This is a genomic window from Hymenobacter yonginensis (genome assembly GCF_027625995.1).
Classification (GTDB): Bacteria; Bacteroidota; Bacteroidia; order Cytophagales; family Hymenobacteraceae; genus Hymenobacter; species Hymenobacter yonginensis.
Window position 1 is genome coordinate 118,849 of sequence record NZ_CP115396.1, and the last position, 16,234, is coordinate 135,082.

Annotated in this window: 15 protein-coding genes; 4 read left to right on the forward strand and 11 right to left on the reverse strand. The window is 64.0% G+C overall.

From position 1 onward, the window contains the following. Positions 1-399 precede the first annotated feature (399 nt). Together O9Z63_RS00535 and O9Z63_RS00540 are read left to right on the forward strand one after the other, a co-directional pair. Positions 400-939, forward strand: coding sequence for a GreA/GreB family elongation factor (locus O9Z63_RS00535; protein WP_270127295.1), 540 nt, complete (start codon positions 400-402; stop codon positions 937-939). 105 nt (positions 940-1,044) lie between these two features. After that, on the forward strand, positions 1,045-2,202 hold the full coding sequence (locus O9Z63_RS00540; protein WP_270127296.1) for an extracellular catalytic domain type 1 short-chain-length polyhydroxyalkanoate depolymerase: 1,158 nt from the start codon (positions 1,045-1,047) through the stop codon (positions 2,200-2,202). A 141-nt stretch (positions 2,203-2,343) separates the two neighbouring features. Here O9Z63_RS00540 and O9Z63_RS00545 read toward each other — a convergent pair whose 3' ends face one another. Next, complete coding sequence (locus O9Z63_RS00545) at positions 2,344-3,279, reverse strand: NAD(P)-dependent oxidoreductase (protein WP_270127297.1); 936 nt, start codon at positions 3,277-3,279, stop codon at positions 2,344-2,346. A gap of 158 nt (positions 3,280-3,437) precedes the next feature. On the opposite strand from O9Z63_RS00545, the gene O9Z63_RS00550 reads away from it, so the two are divergent. Continuing rightward, complete coding sequence (locus tag O9Z63_RS00550; protein ID WP_270127298.1) at positions 3,438-4,487, forward strand: methyltransferase domain-containing protein; 1,050 nt, start codon at positions 3,438-3,440, stop codon at positions 4,485-4,487. 146 nt (positions 4,488-4,633) lie between these two features. Here the strand turns inward: O9Z63_RS00550 and O9Z63_RS00555 are convergent, their stop codons facing one another. The 8 genes from O9Z63_RS00555 to O9Z63_RS00590 form a co-directional block, all read right to left on the reverse strand. Next, complete coding sequence (locus O9Z63_RS00555) at positions 4,634-4,927, reverse strand: glycine zipper domain-containing protein (RefSeq protein ID WP_270127299.1); 294 nt, start codon at positions 4,925-4,927, stop codon at positions 4,634-4,636. 176 nt (positions 4,928-5,103) lie between these two features. Continuing rightward, positions 5,104-7,557 (reverse strand): S9 family peptidase, encoded by a 2,454-nt coding sequence (locus O9Z63_RS00560; RefSeq protein WP_270127300.1) that lies wholly within the window; start codon positions 7,555-7,557, stop codon positions 5,104-5,106. Between the two features lie 283 nt (positions 7,558-7,840). After that, entirely contained in the window at positions 7,841-8,551 is a 711-nt protein-coding gene (locus O9Z63_RS00565) for a pirin family protein (protein ID WP_270127301.1), read from the reverse strand. Between the two features lie 4 nt (positions 8,552-8,555). Then, positions 8,556-9,134, reverse strand: coding sequence for a nitroreductase family protein (locus O9Z63_RS00570; RefSeq protein WP_270127302.1), 579 nt, complete (start codon positions 9,132-9,134; stop codon positions 8,556-8,558). A 123-nt stretch (positions 9,135-9,257) separates the two neighbouring features. Then, positions 9,258-9,971, reverse strand: coding sequence for a pirin family protein (locus O9Z63_RS00575; protein WP_270127303.1), 714 nt, complete (start codon positions 9,969-9,971; stop codon positions 9,258-9,260). A 429-nt stretch (positions 9,972-10,400) separates the two neighbouring features. Continuing rightward, the gene (locus tag O9Z63_RS00580) at positions 10,401-11,726 is read right to left on the reverse strand and encodes a serine hydrolase (RefSeq protein ID WP_270127304.1); all 1,326 of its coding nucleotides are present in this window, start codon (positions 11,724-11,726) and stop codon (positions 10,401-10,403) included. A 65-nt stretch (positions 11,727-11,791) separates the two neighbouring features. After that, positions 11,792-12,292, reverse strand: a complete 501-nt coding sequence (locus tag O9Z63_RS00585) for a hypothetical protein (protein WP_270127305.1) — start codon at positions 12,290-12,292, stop codon at positions 11,792-11,794. Between the two features lie 192 nt (positions 12,293-12,484). Beyond that, the gene (locus tag O9Z63_RS00590) at positions 12,485-13,027 is read right to left on the reverse strand and encodes a hypothetical protein (protein WP_270127307.1); all 543 of its coding nucleotides are present in this window, start codon (positions 13,025-13,027) and stop codon (positions 12,485-12,487) included. A 73-nt stretch (positions 13,028-13,100) separates the two neighbouring features. Here O9Z63_RS00590 and O9Z63_RS00595 point away from each other — a divergent pair, with 73 nt between their 5' ends. Continuing rightward, the gene (locus O9Z63_RS00595; protein ID WP_270127308.1) at positions 13,101-13,976 is read left to right on the forward strand and encodes a glutamate--tRNA ligase family protein; all 876 of its coding nucleotides are present in this window, start codon (positions 13,101-13,103) and stop codon (positions 13,974-13,976) included. A 184-nt stretch (positions 13,977-14,160) separates the two neighbouring features. Here the strand turns inward: O9Z63_RS00595 and nfi are convergent, their stop codons facing one another. Beyond that, positions 14,161-14,847 (reverse strand): deoxyribonuclease V, encoded by a 687-nt coding sequence (gene nfi / locus O9Z63_RS00600; protein WP_270127309.1) that lies wholly within the window; start codon positions 14,845-14,847, stop codon positions 14,161-14,163. Between the two features lie 177 nt (positions 14,848-15,024). After that, complete coding sequence (locus tag O9Z63_RS00605; protein WP_270127310.1) at positions 15,025-16,191, reverse strand: glycosyltransferase family 87 protein; 1,167 nt, start codon at positions 16,189-16,191, stop codon at positions 15,025-15,027. Positions 16,192-16,234 lie beyond the last annotated feature (43 nt).

Here is a 16,234-nt window from a genome sequence, read left to right on the forward strand (position 1 = left end):
TTGTACCGGCCAGAGCGTCGTCAGGTTGTTGAGGGGCTGGGCTGGTCAGAAGCGCAGGTACCTAACCGGTTGGGGTTGAATGTGTGGTGAATTTTCGGTAACTTCTAACCACCAGCGCATTAGCGCTGGTTTGCTGCCATGCTGACGAGAGAGAGAAGCCTGCTTACCCGGCTTACCCATCTGCCCTGGTGGGCCTACATTTTTCCCATAGTGGGCTTTTACCTGCTGGGCTGGGTGCTGCATTTAGTAGGTGTCATTCCTGGCCAATAGGCTGAGGCGGCCCGCCCACGGGTGCCATCGGCTACATCTGCAACCGGATGTGGGTGGGGCGCTGTGTGCCCGAACGTGCCCAACGGCATAGCGGCCCAACCTGCGGCGCAGGCCTGCGTTAGGAAGGGTATGAGCCGTGCATTCACCAAAGAAGACGATTCGCTGGAGGCGCCCATCGTGCCGCCCCGTGCCCCCCTGCCGCCCGGCATGGCCAACTACGTCACGCCCCGCGGGCTGGCTTTGCTGCGGGCCGAGCTGACCACGCTGGACGCGGCCCGCACCCGCGCCGAAGCCAACCGCGAAAACGACGCCGACCGTACCCGCCTGCTGTCCCTCTACAACGCCCAGCTCACGGCCCTCAACGCCCGGCTCGGCAGTGCCCGGCTGATAGACCCGCGGGCCCAGCCGCCCCAGGAAGTGCGGTTTGGCGCCACCGTAACGCTGCGCACCCGCAGCGGCGGCCGGCCCGGCACCGAGCGGCGCTTCACCATTGTCGGCGTAGACGAAGCCGACGTGGCCGAAGGCCGGCTGGCCTTTGTAGCGCCCATTGCCCGGGCGGTGCAGGGCGCGCAGCTGGGCCAGCTCGTAACGCTGCAGTTGGGCGGCCAGCAGGAAGAAGTGGAAGTAATCGGCATTTCCTACGACGACCTGGCGCTGCCGGCCGCCTAGCCGCAACGCGGGCCGCCGGCCATAGCTCAGCTGCTTCCGGATAAGCCCGTCGGGGCTTTCCGGCTGGCTTCATTTCTTTTACACGTCGTTTTAAGCCTCTTTCCTATGCGCCTTCGATTTCTACTCTGCTGCGGCCTGCTGCTGGCCGCGTCCGGCCTGCGGGCCCAGTCCACCATCACGGGCACCATCCGTTTCGGGGGCGCCGTGCGCGACTACCGCCTCTACGTGCCGCGGGCCTATACCGGAAACCAGGCGGTGCCGCTGCTGCTCAACCTGCACGGCTACGGCTCCAACAACCTAGAGCAGGAGCAGTACGGCGACTTCCGGGCCATTGCCGACACGGCCAATTTCCTGGTAGTGCACCCCAACGGTACCCTCGACGGTACCGGCAGCCGCTACTGGAACACGTTTACGCCCCCCGGCAGCGGCGGCCCCAACGACGTAGCGTTTCTAGCCGCCCTAATTGACACGCTCAGCGCCCGTTACCGCATTGACGCCAACCGCGTGTACAGCACCGGCATGAGCAACGGCGGCTTCATGAGCTACGAGCTGGCCTGCCAGCTGAGCGGCCGCATTGCCGCCATTGCGTCGGTTACGGGCAGCATGGTGGCCAGCCGGCAGGCGGTGTGCATGCCGGGGCGGGCGGTGCCCATCCTCGAAATCCACGGCACCGCCGACGGCACCGTGCCCTACAACGGCAACATTCTGTTCTTGCCCATCCCGACGCTGCTGGCCAGCTGGGTGCAGCGCAACGGCTGCAACCCCACGCCCATCATCACCCAGGTTCCCGACATCAACACCGCCGACGGCAGCACCGTGGAGCGGCAGCTATACACGGGCGGCCGCAACGGCAGCGTGGTGGAACACTACCGCGTCATCGGGGGCGGCCACACCTGGCCGGGCGCGCCGGTGAACATCGGCGTCACCAACCGCGACATCAACGCCAGCCGGGAAATCTGGCGGTTCCTGCGGCCCTACCGCCTGACCGGGCTGGTGGCTTCCACCAAACCCGAAACCTCCGGCCGGTTGTTGCAGCTGGCTCCCAACCCGGCGCAGGAGCTGGTTACGCTGCGCGCCGAAGCCGGCCAGCCGCTAACCCGGCTGCGCGTAACGGATGCGCTGGGCCGCGTGGTGCCGGCCACCTCGCGCCGCACTTCCGACGGCAGCCTGCAGCTGTCTACATCTGGCTGGGCGCCCGGCATCTACTGGGTGCAGGCCGAAGTAGCCGGGCAGCCGGTGGTGCGCAAGCTGGTGAAGGAGTAGGCGGCCTTGCTTCTTTGGCGGCGCAGGGATTTTACTCAGAACGTCATGCTGAGTTTACCGAAGCCTCTCTACTGCAACGATAATTCAACGAAGCGGTAGAGAGGCTTCGGCAAACTCAGCATGACGTTCAACTAGCGCTTCTCAATACCCGCGGGCCAACTGCACCAGGTTTTGCAGCGGCTGCTGGTGGCGCAGGCGGTGCAGGTTGTCGAGCAGGATTTCCACTTTGCCTTCGTCTTCGCGGGGCTGGCCGCCGCCGCTGTGCTGGGTGAGCAGCACATTGGGCAGGCTCCACAGCGGATTATCGGCAGGCAGCGGCTCCTGGGCCGTCACGTCGAGGACGGCGCCAGCCAGGCGGCCGGCTTGCAGGGCGGCCAGCAGTGCGGCTTCGTCGGTGGTGTTGCCGCGCCCGACGCTGGCGTAGAGGGCGTGGGCGGGCAGGGCCTGCATCATCTCGGTCGAGAAAAACTGGTCGGCGCTGCCGGGCAGGCAGTTGATTACCAGGTCGGTTTCGGGTAGTGCGGCCAGCAGGTCTTCGCGGGAGTGGAGCTGAGCCCGGGCGTCGGTGCGGGCCAGCAACTGTACGTGGCAGCGGAACCCCGCCAGCTGCTCGGCCACGGCCTGCCCGATGGCGCCACTGCCCAGAATCACCACCCGCTTGTCGCGCAGCAGGCCCACGCGGCCCCGGATGGGGCCGCCCACCCACTGCCGCCGGCTCTGCAGCACGGCCAGCTCCGGAATGGCGCGGTACCAGCCCAGAATGCCCGCCACGATGGTTTCGGCGCAGGGCCACGCGAAATAGTCGCCCACGTTGGCCACCAGAAACTCCACTCGTAGCTCCTGATACCGGTCGATACCGGCTGAGTCAATCTGCCAGAACTGCAGCGTGGCCGGCGCCCCGGCCGCAAACCACTCCGGCGGCGGATTGCCAAATACGACTTCGGCCTGTTGAAAAGCCGCCTGCTGCTGGCTTTCCGGTAGGTCCTGCCGGAAGGTGGGGTGGATGCCGGCGGGCAGCTGCTGGAGCAGTAGCTGCCGGGCCGGGTCGTTGAGCGTTGCGTACACGAAGAGTTGCATAGCGTGCTTGTTCTTGAAATCCTCTCTGCGGGTTGCAGTTGAGCTTGCAAATGCCCGCATTGTACCGGACACCGGCCGGGACGCGCCGGCCGATCAATCTGAAAAACCTGATAGCTTCGTAGGTCAGAATCCTCTCACACGTATCACGCTAGCTTTACATGCAAGACCTCACGCACAACCAGGTTCAGGACTACTACGGTCAGCAGCTGCGCACGCAGGACGACCTGCAAACCAATGCCTGCTGCACCGACGATATACCCGACGAGCACAAACGGATTCTGGCCCAACTGGAATCGGAAGTGCTGGAAAAATACTACGGCTGCGGCGTGGCCTTGCCGCCGCTGGTGGAAGGCTGCACCGTGCTTGACCTGGGCAGCGGCAGCGGCCGCGACGCCTATCTGCTGTCCAAGCTGGTGGGGCAGGAGGGCCACGTAATCGGGGTGGACATGACCGAGGAGCAGCTGGACGTGGCCCGCCGCCACATCGACACCCACACGGCGCGCTTTGGCTACTCGCGGCCCAACGTGGAGTTCCGCCACGGCTACATCGAAGACTTGTACTCGGCCGGCCTGCCCGATAACAGCGTGGACGTGGTGGTCAGCAACTGCGTGCTCAACCTCAGCACCGACAAGGAAGCCACCTACCGCGAGATTTTCCGGGTGCTGAAGCCCGGCGGCGAGCTGCACATTGCCGACGTATTCTCGGACCGCCGCGTGCCCGAAGTGCTGCGCCAGGACCCCGTGCTGTACGGCGAGTGCCTGAGCGGCGCGCTCTACATCGACGATTTCCGGCGCCTGCTGCAAAAGCTGGGCGTCGATGACTACCGCCTCACGGCCAGCCGCCGCCTCACCATCGGCAACCCCGAAATTGAGGCCAAAGTGGGCAACATCGGCTTCTACTCGCTCACGGTGCGGGCCTTCAAGCTAGCTCTTGAAGACCGGTGCGAAGACTACGGCCAGGTGGCCACCTACCTCGGTACCATCCCCGGCCACCCGCACGCCTTCGTCCTCGACGACCACCACCGCTTTGAAACCGGCCGCCCCATGCTGGTGTGCGGCAACACCGCCGACATGGTGGGCCAGACCCGCTACGGCGCGCACTTCCGCGTGCTGGGCAGCAAGGAGCAGCACTTCGGCCTGTTCCCGTGCGGCCCCACGGCCGCCGCGCCCGCCGGCACCGACGCCGCCGTGGCGTCCTGCGGCTGCTGACAGCGCCAGTCAAGGTGCCAGCTTGGCTTCCCTAAGCAAGTGGACCTATACCGATAGGCTGAGTGCTCAATATTCCTGTCTGATTACTAAAAAGGCCCCGTACCAATTGGTGCGGGGCCTTTTTGCTGACGTCGAATGTCAGGAAACTAGTCTTTCTTGGAGTACTGCCGGTAGCGGACCGGATCCTTTTTCTTGTCGCGCTTGCGGCCGATGATGGCCCCGCCTACGGCACCAGCTGCGCCGCCAATGATGGCACCTTTGCCCCGGTCGCCTTTACCGGCAATGACGGCGCCGGCCGCGGCACCCGTGCCGCCCCCGATGATGGCGCCTTTGCCTTTCCGGCTCATGCCAGACTGGGCAGCGGCGTCGGAAGCGGAAACTGTGCTGCCCAGCAGCAGAACGGCCGACAGCATGGCCGCATATAGTTTGATGGTCTTCATGTCAGTGGAATTTAGCAGTTGGGAAACTGAACTATGCCCCTGAAACGGCCGGTGGAATAATTGGGTTGTAAGCAGGCCATAATATTGCACATCAGGAGTATGACGGCCAGCCGGTAGCAAAAAAACACCCCGAGCCAGATGGCCCGGGGTGTTGGAAAATGCGTTGGCGGAGCTGGCTAGTTGCCGGGCGCCTGCGCGCCGGCCGGTACCGGCGCCGAGCCTACGGTGGCGGGCGTCTTCACGTACTTGTTCAGCCAGGAGTTCATCTCCCAGAGCATGTGCATGATGGACTCGCGGGCGGCGTAGCCGTGGCTTTCGGCGGGCAGCACTACGTAGCGCACGGTGGCGCCGTGGCCTTTCAGGGCGTTGTAGAACCGCTCACTCTGGATGGGGAAAGTGCCGGAGTTGTTGTCGGCCTCGCCATGAATCAGCAGAATGGGCGTCTTGATCTTGTTGGCGTAGTTGAACGGCGACATGGCATTGTACACCTCCGGGGCCTGCCAGTAGGTGCGCTCTTCGCCCTGGAAGCCGAACGGCGTGAGCGTGCGGTTGTAGGCGCCGCTGCGCGCAATGCCAGCCCGGAACAGGTTGGAGTGGGCCAGCAGGTTGGCCGTCATGAAGGCGCCGTAGCTGTGGCCCATCACGGCCACGCGCTTGGGGTCGACCACGCCCAGGCGCTGGCCTTCGTCGATGGCGGCTTTGGCCGAGGCCACCAGCTGCTCGGTGTAGGTGTCGTTGGGCTCCTTAGTGCCTTCACCCACAATCGGTATGCTGGTGCCCTGCAGCACGGCGTAGCCCTGCGTCACCCAGAACACCGGCGAGCCCCACGAGAGGCGCGTGAAGGTGTAGGGCGAGCCTTTCACCTGGCTGGCGTCTTTCTTATCCTTAAACTCCACGGGGTAGGCTTCCAGCAGCGTGGGCAGCGGGCCATCTTCCTTTTTGTAGGTGGGCGGCAGGTAGAGGTTGGCGGTCAGGTCGACGCCATCGGCGCGCTTGTACTTGAGCACCTGCTTTTTCAGGCCGCCGAGGCTGGCGTAGGGGTTGGCAAACTTGGTAAGCGGCGTGAGGCGGTTGCTGCGGGCGTCGCGCAGGAAGTAGTTGGGCGCGTCCGTCACCGACTCGCGGCGCGTAACGAGCTGGCGCTTGCTCTCGTCGAGGATGGCAATGGGCTGCTCGTAGAATGGGGCTTCGGAGCGCCACCAGCGCAGAATCTTCTTGGTACGCACGTTCATCTCGTCCACAAACGGCCGGTCGCCTTCCGGCGAGGCGCCGTTGCTGAACAAATAGATGGTGCTGCTGGTGGGGTCGGTGGCCAGCACCTGGCGGCCCAGGGCGTTGCGCTTCAGGTACGGCGTGCCGGGGTCGGTGTAGGTGTCCTGCGACGAGCGGTCGAACAGGACCGTGAGCGAGGTTTTGGTGGCCAGGTCCAGCGTCCAGGTGGTTTCGTGGCGGTCGGCCCAGCGGTAGCCCTGCACCAGCGCCAGCTTGTCGGTGCCCCAGTAGATGCCGGCGTAGCGCATGGGCAGCGCGGCCAGCTCCAGCGGCGCGCCCTCAAACGGGGCGGCCAGCGCAAACACTTTGTCGCGGATGGGGGCGGCCGTTTTAGGGTCGCCGCCGTCCTGGGCTTCCACCCAGAACACGGTGGCCGGGGCGTCTTCGCGCCAGCCGTGGGCCCGCGGGCCGGTAGGGGCCGCGTCGAAGCTGGTAGGCACGTTATCGGCCAGCGGCAGATCTTCCAGCGCCTTCACTACGGGCCCGTCGATGCTCAGAATGTCCACCCGCACCGGGAAGCTGCTCACGGGCAGGGTGTAGGAAAACGGCCGGTGGCGCGTCTTCACCAGCACGTAGCGGCCATTCGGCGAGGGCGAAGCCTGCTGAATGATGCCCGGCTCACCGAGCGGCTGCATGCGCCCATCGGTAGTCACGCGCACGGCCTGCGACAAGGCGAAGTACTGGAACTGCCGCTCGTCGGCGGGGTTTTTCAGCAGATCCTGGTAGGTGCGGGCGGCAGCGGTGCGGCCGCTGTTTTCCTGGATGGTGGGGCCGGTGGGCGCCACCGTGGCCGACGGCACCTCGCCGCGGCCGCCCACAATGGCGCGCGCAATCACAGCCTTGCTGTCAGACACCCACTCGTAGCTGGACCCAAATACGCCGTTCAAAAAGATGTTCGGCACCAGCCGGGCCGAGGCCGAGGCCACGTCGGCCAGCCACAGTTCTATGTGGTTGTTGGTGGTGTGGGTGAAGGCAATTTTGGTGTTGTCCGGCGACCAGGTGACTTCGCTGATGCGGGCATTGGCCGGCAAGCCCTGAATCAGCAGCTCCTTGCCGTCGGGCAGGCGCTTGAGGCGCAGCATGGTGGCGTACGTCACGCGGCTGGGCCCGTTGGTGCGCGGGTTGATGCGCAAGCCCGCCAGGCGCAGCTCCGGCTGCGAGAGGTCGGCGATGGTGGGCATATCCTGCACGTCGAGCTGCAGCATCCACTGGCCATCGGGCGAGATGCTCACGCGCGGCGTGGGCGGCGTTTCGGCCAGGGTGGCAATGGCTTTGGGCGGCAGCTGGTAGGGCAGATCCTGCGCCCGTGCGGCCAGGCTGGCCAGCGCCAGCGCAACAAAGAGAAGAGTTTGTTTCATATGAGTAAGCAGACGCAGACCAACGGATTCGTCGGCAAAAGTCGGTATTTAATCCCGGCTGAATAGCATAGGCGTATCATAATCTGTTGGTTGTGAGGGCACGGGCTGCTGTTAATAGCGAGTTCCGGCCGGCACGCCGCTCCAAAAACGCCATCAGAGCTTCATCCGCCCCCTCTGCAAGCCTGCTGACGACCAAGCCGGTAGCCCCAAACGCCACCGGCCCGACAACTGCAACGCTGCCGGGCCGGTGAGTATGGAAACGGCCTACGCCGCCAATAAGCGCCTAGTGATTGATAGGCGCTTCGATGACAATAAACTTGCTTTCCGCTTCGCAAACGATGTGCACGTCGGCGGTTTCCCACAAGCCCAGGCTTTCGCGCGGCGCCACGGCCTGGCCGTTCACGGTCAACTGGCCTTCGAGCAGAAAGATGAATACGCCCTTGTTAAGCGGGTTCAGCGCGTAGTCCACAGTCTGGCCGGCGTCGAAGAAGCCCAGCGAGAGTTTCGCGTTCTGGTTGATCCAGCAGTGGGCCGTGCCTTCCTCGTTGCTGACGATGGTGGTGAGGCGGTTGCGGCGCTTCTCGGCCGGGAAGTGGCGGCGCTGGTAGCGGGGCGTCACGTTCTGCAGCTTGGGCTCAATCCAGATCTGCAGGAAGTTCACCTCGTCGTCGCCGATGTTGTGTTCCTCGTGGCGCAGGCCGGTGCCGGCGCTCATGATCTGCACCCAGTCGGTGGAAACCTCCTCGGAGTAGCCCAGCGAATCCTTGTGATTCATGCGCCCGGCCAGCATCACCGAAATGATTTCCATGTTGGCGTGGGCATGCAGCCCGAAGCCGCCGCCCGGCTGCACAAAGTCGTCGTTGAAGACGCGCAGCAACCCGAAGCCGCTGCGGGCCGGGTTGGCGTAAGGCCCGAAGCTGAGTGAGAAGTTGCTCTGCAGCCAGCCGATATCTTTCAGGCCGCGGTCGGCGGCGGAAATGAGAATGTGTGGCATAATACTAGGCTGGTAGTTGACTATGGAAGGCAATTTCGCTTACGGGCTTGCGCTGGCGGGGCGCTTTCTCGCGGCTCAGGAACGGCTCCTCCAGCTGGTCGGCCTCACCGACGTAGCCTAGCGCCAGCATGGCCACTGGCTGCAACGACTCCGGAATCCGGAAGGCTTCGCGGGCCTTATTCGCATCGAAGCCTGCCATGAAGTGGCCGTGCAGATCCAGGGCCGTGGCTTCCAGGATCAGGTTGGCATTGGCCATGCCCAGGTCGTGGAGGGCGGCGCCGTTGGGGTTGCCGTTGTCGTAGTGCGTTTTCACCAGGGACAGGATAAGCACTGGGGCGTTTTTGGCCCAGGGTTGGTTGCCGGGCAGCAGGCAGTCTACCAGCTTCTGAAACGTTTCCTGGTCGGATTTGTGGGCGTAGATATAGCGCCAGGGCTGCTCGTTCATGGCGCTGGCAGCCCAGGCGGCGGCCTCAAACACCTGGTTCAGGGCGTCGGGCGCTACGGGCTGGCTGGTGAAGGAGCGCGGGCTCCAGCGCTTCCGAATCAGCTCGTGGACAGGGTAGGTGGTGGGGGCGTAACGCATAGTATCGCAGATGGTGCAGATGAAAAGGATGTTGCAAATGATGAGTAGCAGATGAAAAGGATATTGCGGATGGTGCAGGGAGCATCGATCCGCGACATCCTTTTCATCTGCATCATCTGCGACTTACAGGCTCATGGGTACGTCCATCAGCAGCAGGCGGGTGTTGCTGTCAGCCTGCACCGTGAAGGACGTGGTGTCCCAGATGCCGAAACCGTCGCGGGCGTGCAGGGCCTGGCCGTTGATGGTGGCGTCGCCTTCCAGCACGAATACGTAGACGCCGTTGCCGGAACGCTTCACCTGATAGTCGGCGCTGAAACCGGCGTCGAAATCGGCCAGATGGAACCAGGCATCCTGATGAATCCAGACGCCGGCATCATCGGGGTTGGGCGAGAGGACCTGTTGAAACTGGTTGTGGCGGTCGGCGGCCCGAAAGCTCAACTGGTCGTAGCGGGGTTGCACGCCGCGCTTGTTCGGAAACACCCAGATCTGCAGAAACTTCACTTCCTCGGTGCGGCTGTGGTTTTTCTCGCTGTGCGCGATGCCCGTGCCGGCGCTCATCACTTGCACGTCGCCGCTCTGGATGATGCCGTGGTTGCCGGCGTTATCCTTGTGCTCCAGCGTGCCGGCCAGCGGAATGCTGATGATTTCCATGTTGTCGTGCGGGTGGGCGCCAAAGCCCATGCCGGCGGCCACGGTGTCATCGTTGAGCACGCGCAGCACGCCAAAGTGCATCCGCTCCGGGTTCTGGTAGCCGGCAAAGCTGAACGTGTGGTAGGAGTTGAGCCAGCCGTGGCTGGCGTGGCCGCGGGAGCCGGCAGTGTGCAGGAGCGTTTGCATAATCGGGAAGTTGAAACGGGTCTGAAGGAAGCCGCAGAGTGCGGTTGGTGATGCAATATATGTACATACATCAATTGCTTCCTAAAAGTTTACTTCATTTCCGATATTCTGTTTGGAAGGGGAGAGGCGGTTGTCGCACAAACGGCGCGCTCGGGGCGCCTCACCCCCCGGCCCCCTCTCCGAAAAGGAGAGGGGGTGCCAGGCGAAGTCGGCTAGCGCATAAACACGACGGTGGCCGTGAGCCTTGGAATAGCCGCATAGCGGCGGCAGGTTCACCAATAGAACCTGCTGCCGCTACGTGGCTTTTGCTATCTGCCGTACTTTCTGCTACATCCCTGCCGCCGCTACGCGGCTGCTTGAAAAGGTGGTTCGGCTGCTGCAATGGAAATCACTCCGTAGCCCAGGACTTAAACTCCGGGCTACTGCCGCCTACTGCTTCTGCAGCTTGCGTGAGGCCAGCACGCGGCCCTGGCCGTCCAGCCATTGCACCAGGTACAGCCCCGGAGCCACGCCGGCCACCGATACTTCCGTTTCGGCGGTGGCAGCGGGGGCGGGCCATTGCCGGGCCACCTGGCCGCGGCTATCGAGCAGGCGCACGGTGCGGCTGCTGGCCGGGGGACCCAGCGTGAGGGTGGTGGCGGCGGGGTTGGGGTAGAGCGGGAGGGTGGCGGCTACGGCGGAACTGGCCGCCAGCGGCCGGCATTGCATGGTGGCTGTCAGGTAGCGCCACAGCTCGGTATCAAACGACGACACCGCCAGCCGCGAGTCGCCGGCCGACTTGCCCTGGCGCACCACCACCAGCCCCAGGCTGGGCACCACGTAGATTTTCTGGTCGTTTTTGCCGAGCGCCGCAATCAGGTCGGCGGGGGCCGTGGGGATGAGCGGGCCGTTGAAAACGAGCTGCAGGCCCGGCAGCATGTAGGAGGGCTGCCCGTTCAGCCACCAGAGGTAGCCGTAGCTGCGGTTCAAGCTCTGCGAAGGCGTGGTCATGCGGCGGAAATAGGCGGTGTCGCGCAGAATGGCGGTGCCGTTCCAGGTGCCGCGGGCCAGCGTGAGCAGCCCGAAGCGGGCCATATCGCGGGCCCGGCTGTAGTACACGTCGTTCACCCATAGCCCGCTCATGCCGATGCGGCTAGCCAGCTTCTGGTTGGTGTACTGATTGATGGTGAGGCCGCTGGCCTGGGCCACCACGTCCTGCAGCAACCGGTAGGGGCCGGTGTGGTAGGCCCAGCGCGTGCCGGCGTCGGCGCGGTAGAGCAGGCAGCCGGGGCTGGTGCTTTCGTTGTCGCAGGGCGGGGGCGGGGCGTCGTTGAGGCCGGTGCTCATCGTGAGCTGATGACGCACCGTGATGAGTGCCTGCTTGGCGGCCGGCGCCGACGTCCAGCTGCGGCCGAGGTAGCGGGAGGTGCTGTCCTGGAGCTGCAGCAGGCCCTCCTGCTGGGCCACGCCCACCAGCGTCGCCGTCAGCGACTTGCCCGCCGACGCCCAGTACCAGACGGAATCCTGGGTGAATGTGCCGTAGTAGCGCTCCACCACCAGCCGCCCGTCTTTCAGAACCACAAACGACTTGGTACCCTTGCGGCCCAGAAACGCCACCAGCGAATCGAGCTGGGGCTGGCACCAGCCCAGGCTCTGGGGCGTGATGGTGGCCCAGTTTCCGCTGGCGGGCGGAAAGTACAGGGGAGTTTGCTGCGCCCGGCCCGGCAGCACCGGCAGCAGCAACAGAATCAGCAGGAAGCGTAGAACGTGTTTCATAGGGCAACTACAAGTATAGCGGTTGCCAGATGGACGGCGAAACGGCGGCCGGGTTTAATGCGGCGCTACCGGCTCAGCACCAGCCCTTGGGTGTCGGGCGGGTCGGCAGTTACTGGCACAGAGTTGAGCTGGAAGCGGCGGCGCGTAAGCTGGGAGCAGGCACAGCAGCCTTTGCCTTCCTCAAAAGCCAGTTCGATATTCGTGACATCGTACTGGCGCTGCGCCGCCGGAACCAGCACTCGGTAGCTGTATTGATTGAAGCGCAGGCTGTTGCCGGGCCGAGGTGCAAACAGCCCATTTAAGGGCAGGTCAAAATCACGCGAATAAAAATTAAAAGAAGAATCGCGCTGGCGGCGTACAGTGTCGAGAGGCTGCTGATAGTTGTTGAGCGTATAGCGCACTACATACGCCGAGCGTACCTCCGCCCACCGGAATCCGCCATTTAGGCTGTCTGCGTCGAAACGCAAACCAAGGCCTTCCGCAATACATGAGTCGCAGTTTTTAGTGCCGCAGCAGCCGGCCAGTGCAGCGGTCAGCAGACCGGCAGTTATGAAGCGTAATAGCATAGGTAAGAGGAAGTAAAGGCGATTTAAACTTTTCAATAAGCCGCGCTACCAGAAACCACCTGCCGGTCCGACGGCGGCAGCCGTCCGACCGGTTGCCGCGTGCTGACGTTGTTTCTGCGGTGTCGTGGAGGTGGCGCTACCGGCAACCGGTCGGACGGCTGCCGCCGTCGGACTGGTGTTACCGGAGCGGCGCTACCGGCTCAGCACTGTGCCCGTGTAGGAAGTGCCGTCGGCGGTGATGGGGCGGCTGTTGAGGAAGTAGCGGCGGCGGGTATTATAGGAGCAGGGGCAGCAGCCAGTGCCTTCCTCGGTGCTGATTTCCAGGTTGCTGATGTCGAACTCGCGGTTGGCCAGCGGCACCACGATGCGGTAGCTGGAGCCCAAGAACTGCGCCGCCGTGCTGATTTTGCCCGCAAACAGCAGGTTCAGTACCACGTCGCGGTTGGAGTAGCCGAAGCCTTGGTAGATGTTCTGGAACTTCTGCCGGATGGTGTCGCGGGGCTGGGTGAAATCGGGGTTAGCGTAGCGCACCACGTAGGCCGAGGCCACCTCGGCCTGCCGGAAGCCGTTGCGCAGCGTGTCGGCATCGAGGCGAAACAGCACCAGCTCGTCGGCAAATGGGTCGCAGGTGTCGCAGTCGACGGTGCCGCAGCCGCAGCCGGCCAGGGTGGCGCTCAGCAGGCCGGCGGCCAGCAGGCGCAAGGAAAGCGGGCGGGAGGGTAGAAATGATAGCATAGGATAGCAAGAAGGGAATGAACACCGCGCAGTTGCATACAGCACCGTAATTTGCCGGCCCTGCAATATACCTATGCTGCCTTCAGAACCGATAGTGTCTCGCCTGGCGCCCACGCCCAGCGGCTTCCTGCACCTCGGCAACGCCGTCAACTTCACCCTCACCTGGCTGCTCACGCGCCAGGCCGGCGGCACGCTGCACCTGCGCATCGACGACCTGGACCGCGCCCGGTTCCGCCCCGTCTACCTCGACAACATCTTCCAGACAATCGAGTGGCTGGGTGTCGACTACGACGCAGGCCCCACCGGCCCCGCCGACTTCGAGCAGCACTACTCGCAGCGCCACCAGCTGCCCGCCTACGAGGCGGTGCTGCAGCAGCTGGCGCAGGTGCCCGGCCTGCTGCAGGCCAGTACCCGCTCCCGCACCGGGGCCACGCCCGCCGCTACCGTGCCGCTGCACACGCCCGAAGCCGCCTGGCGCGCCCAGGTACCGCCCGAAACGGAAATCAGCTTCCCGGATGCCGCCCAGGGCTCCACCACGGTGCCGCTGGGCTCCCTGATGCCCGATTTTGTGGTGCGCAAAAAAGACGGCGTCGCCGCCTATCAGGTGGCGTCGGTGGTGGATGATCTGCGGCTGGGCACCAACCTGCTAGTGCGCGGCCTCGACCTGCAGGCAAGCACCGCCGCCCAGCTCTGGCTGGCCCTGCAGCTGCCCGAAACCGCGCCGTTCAACGCCACCCGCATCCGGTTCCATCACCATGGCTTGCTGCTCGCGCCCGATGGGGAGAAGCTCTCGAAATCCACGCAGGCGGGTGGCTACGGCGGGATTGTGAACGAGGCCGCCGGTCCGCAGGTGGTGTACGAAGCCGTGGCTAGGATGCTGGGCTTGCCGCCCGGCCCGGTTGGCTCGTTGCCGGAACTGGCTGACAGGTGGCGGGAGGTGGTTGGTTGAACGATGAACTATCCGGCTGTCATGCAGAGGCGCAGCCGAAGCATCTCGCGTGCTGAGGTTTTGGAGGTAGATGTCATGCTGAGCTTGTCGAAGCATCTCGCGTGCTGACACAGGATTACCATTGTAACATCAGCACGCGAGATGCTTCGACAAGCTCAGCATGACGTTCTATTGCTACCAGCCTCTACCGCAACTCCTTCTTGAACTCCTCGGCCCAATGATCCGCCAGGCGGGTGGGTTCAGGGAGCTTGTAGCCGCGCAGGCAGGCCAGCGTGAGGCGGGTGGCGGTGGCCTGGTCGCAGCGGTGGCCGGGGCTCACGAACAGCGGCAGCACCTTGTCTTTGCTGCGGACAACTTCGCCCAGCAGCTCGCCGCTCCGGTCGGTGAGCGGGCTGAGGCTGCCGCGGGTGGGGGCCGGCTCCTGGAACGAGCCGGTCAGCTTCTGCTTGGCCACCCCGAACGTGGGCACATCCAGCATGACGCCGATGTGGGCCGCAATGCCCATGCGGCGCGGGTGCGCAATGCCGTGCCCATCCACCATGATGATGTCGGGCTTCTGGCGCAGCTTTTCGTAGGCCAGCAGCACGTTGGGCGCCTCCCGAAACGACAGCAGCCCCGGAATGTAGGGCAGCGTGACGGCGCTGGTGTGATACACCTTTTCCACCAGCTCCAGCGACGGAAATTGTAGCACCACAAACACCGACAGGATGGTGTCGGTCGTGGGAAACGATGAGTCGCAGCCGGCAATGAAGGCGGGCTCGCACTGCAGCGGTTCCTGGCGCACTTCGGCGCGCATCGTGTCCTGCAGCTGCGTCAGCTCCCTGACGATAAGCGGATCGGCGGGTGGGCCGGGCGGGCGGTAGTAGGCCATATGGTGGGGTGGCGGATGGGCGGGATGGTGGGGTAGTAGCGGAAACCGTTTACGCAGAACAGTGCCTGGCTGTAACGGTTGTCAATCGTCGTACGGGACTATGTACGCAACCGGGCAAGGTTCTGCGCGAGCTTTGGATGACAGCTTCTCGCCTAACTTCCTCAATCCGCCATTCCACTACTCCATCAACCCGCCAGCTACGCCCTCCAGCCGCTCACGCCACTGGGGGAAAAAGAGCAGCTGGATCTGGATGAGGGCCCAGGCCAGAATCATGGGCAGCACTTTCAGCTTGTAGGGGTCGAAGACACTTTCGCGCACCGAGGAAGGAAGCAGGTCGGTGGCCGAGAGCGTGGTAAGCAACGCCACCAGCACGAACAGCGGCAGCGCCAGCGGCGTGCTGCGGCGGTAGTACATCCACCAGAGCACGAAGCCCGCCACCGGAATGATGAACGTCGGCGACTCGGCCATCTGGTTGAACACCACCACGAAAATCAGGATGGCCGACACGTAGAGGCGGCGGTAGTCGGGGTGGCGCCAGAAACGCCAGTGCACCAGCGGCAGCAGCAGCAGCAGCAGCCCGGCCGCCTGCACCGGGCCTTTGGGCACGTTCAGGTTGAACCACGCATCGAGCAGCCCCATCAACGAGAGCTGCACCGCCGTAGCCGAGGCCCGCACGATGTCGAACCAGCCCTGGTAAATCATCAGAAAGTCGGCCCACGAGGTAACTAGCAGCGGCGAAAACGCCAGCGCCAGCCCAAACAGCGCCGACCACAGCACGCCCCGCACCAGCTGCGTGGGGTAGAACAGAAACAGCAGCCCGATACCGATGCCGTAGATTTTGATGAACAGTGCCAGCATCAGGCACAGTGCCGCCCAAGCCGTTTTCTGGTTTTCGAGGTTGATATACACCCACAGCATGAGGCCGACCAGCAGGCAGTTGGCCTGGCTGTTATGGAAGGCTGTCATGGCATCAATCAGCACCAACAGCAGAAACAGCATGCTACGGTTGGTATCCGGAAACAGGCGCCGGCCGGCCGTGTAGAGCACCACGCCGTTGAGCAGGTTCCAGCCCAGCAGCCCCAGCCAGTCGGGCAGCACCGCAAATACGCCCATAAACAGCGCAAACGTAGGGCTGTACTTGTAGGTGTCGTAGTAGTACTGCGGATATTCGAGGTAGAGGTCTTTGCCCTCCAGCAGGTTGAAAAACGGCTTCGCGAAGATGTAATAGTTGTTGATGGTACCCTTGAGGTAGTGCTGGGCCGTGACGATGACAATGAGCACCGTGTAGACCACAGCCACAAAACGAGGATTCAGCAACACGCGGGAGTAGCGGGCAGGCAGCATAGGCAGAAAGGAATAGGAGCGGCAAAAGTACACCGATTCGTGC

Coding starts and splice junctions, on each gene's coding strand:
- O9Z63_RS00560 (WP_270127300.1), bottom strand. CDS start 7,557: ATGAAACAAACTCTTCTCTTTGTTGCGCTGGCGCTGGCCAGCCTGGCC.
- O9Z63_RS00580 (WP_270127304.1), bottom strand. CDS start 11,726: ATGAAACACGTTCTACGCTTCCTGCTGATTCTGTTGCTGCTGCCGGTG.
- O9Z63_RS00540 (WP_270127296.1), top strand. CDS start 1,045: ATGCGCCTTCGATTTCTACTCTGCTGCGGCCTGCTGCTGGCCGCGTCC.
- O9Z63_RS00605 (WP_270127310.1), bottom strand. CDS start 16,191: ATGCTGCCTGCCCGCTACTCCCGCGTGTTGCTGAATCCTCGTTTTGTG.
- O9Z63_RS00570 (WP_270127302.1), bottom strand. CDS start 9,134: ATGCGTTACGCCCCCACCACCTACCCTGTCCACGAGCTGATTCGGAAG.
- nfi (WP_270127309.1), bottom strand. CDS start 14,847: ATGGCCTACTACCGCCCGCCCGGCCCACCCGCCGATCCGCTTATCGTC.
- O9Z63_RS00595 (WP_270127308.1), top strand. CDS start 13,101: ATGCTGCCTTCAGAACCGATAGTGTCTCGCCTGGCGCCCACGCCCAGC.
- O9Z63_RS00585 (WP_270127305.1), bottom strand. CDS start 12,292: ATGCTATTACGCTTCATAACTGCCGGTCTGCTGACCGCTGCACTGGCC.
- O9Z63_RS00535 (WP_270127295.1), top strand. CDS start 400: ATGAGCCGTGCATTCACCAAAGAAGACGATTCGCTGGAGGCGCCCATC.
- O9Z63_RS00565 (WP_270127301.1), bottom strand. CDS start 8,551: ATGCCACACATTCTCATTTCCGCCGCCGACCGCGGCCTGAAAGATATC.
- O9Z63_RS00575 (WP_270127303.1), bottom strand. CDS start 9,971: ATGCAAACGCTCCTGCACACTGCCGGCTCCCGCGGCCACGCCAGCCAC.
- O9Z63_RS00550 (WP_270127298.1), top strand. CDS start 3,438: ATGCAAGACCTCACGCACAACCAGGTTCAGGACTACTACGGTCAGCAG.
- O9Z63_RS00555 (WP_270127299.1), bottom strand. CDS start 4,927: ATGAAGACCATCAAACTATATGCGGCCATGCTGTCGGCCGTTCTGCTG.
- O9Z63_RS00545 (WP_270127297.1), bottom strand. CDS start 3,279: ATGCAACTCTTCGTGTACGCAACGCTCAACGACCCGGCCCGGCAGCTA.
- O9Z63_RS00590 (WP_270127307.1), bottom strand. CDS start 13,027: ATGCTATCATTTCTACCCTCCCGCCCGCTTTCCTTGCGCCTGCTGGCC.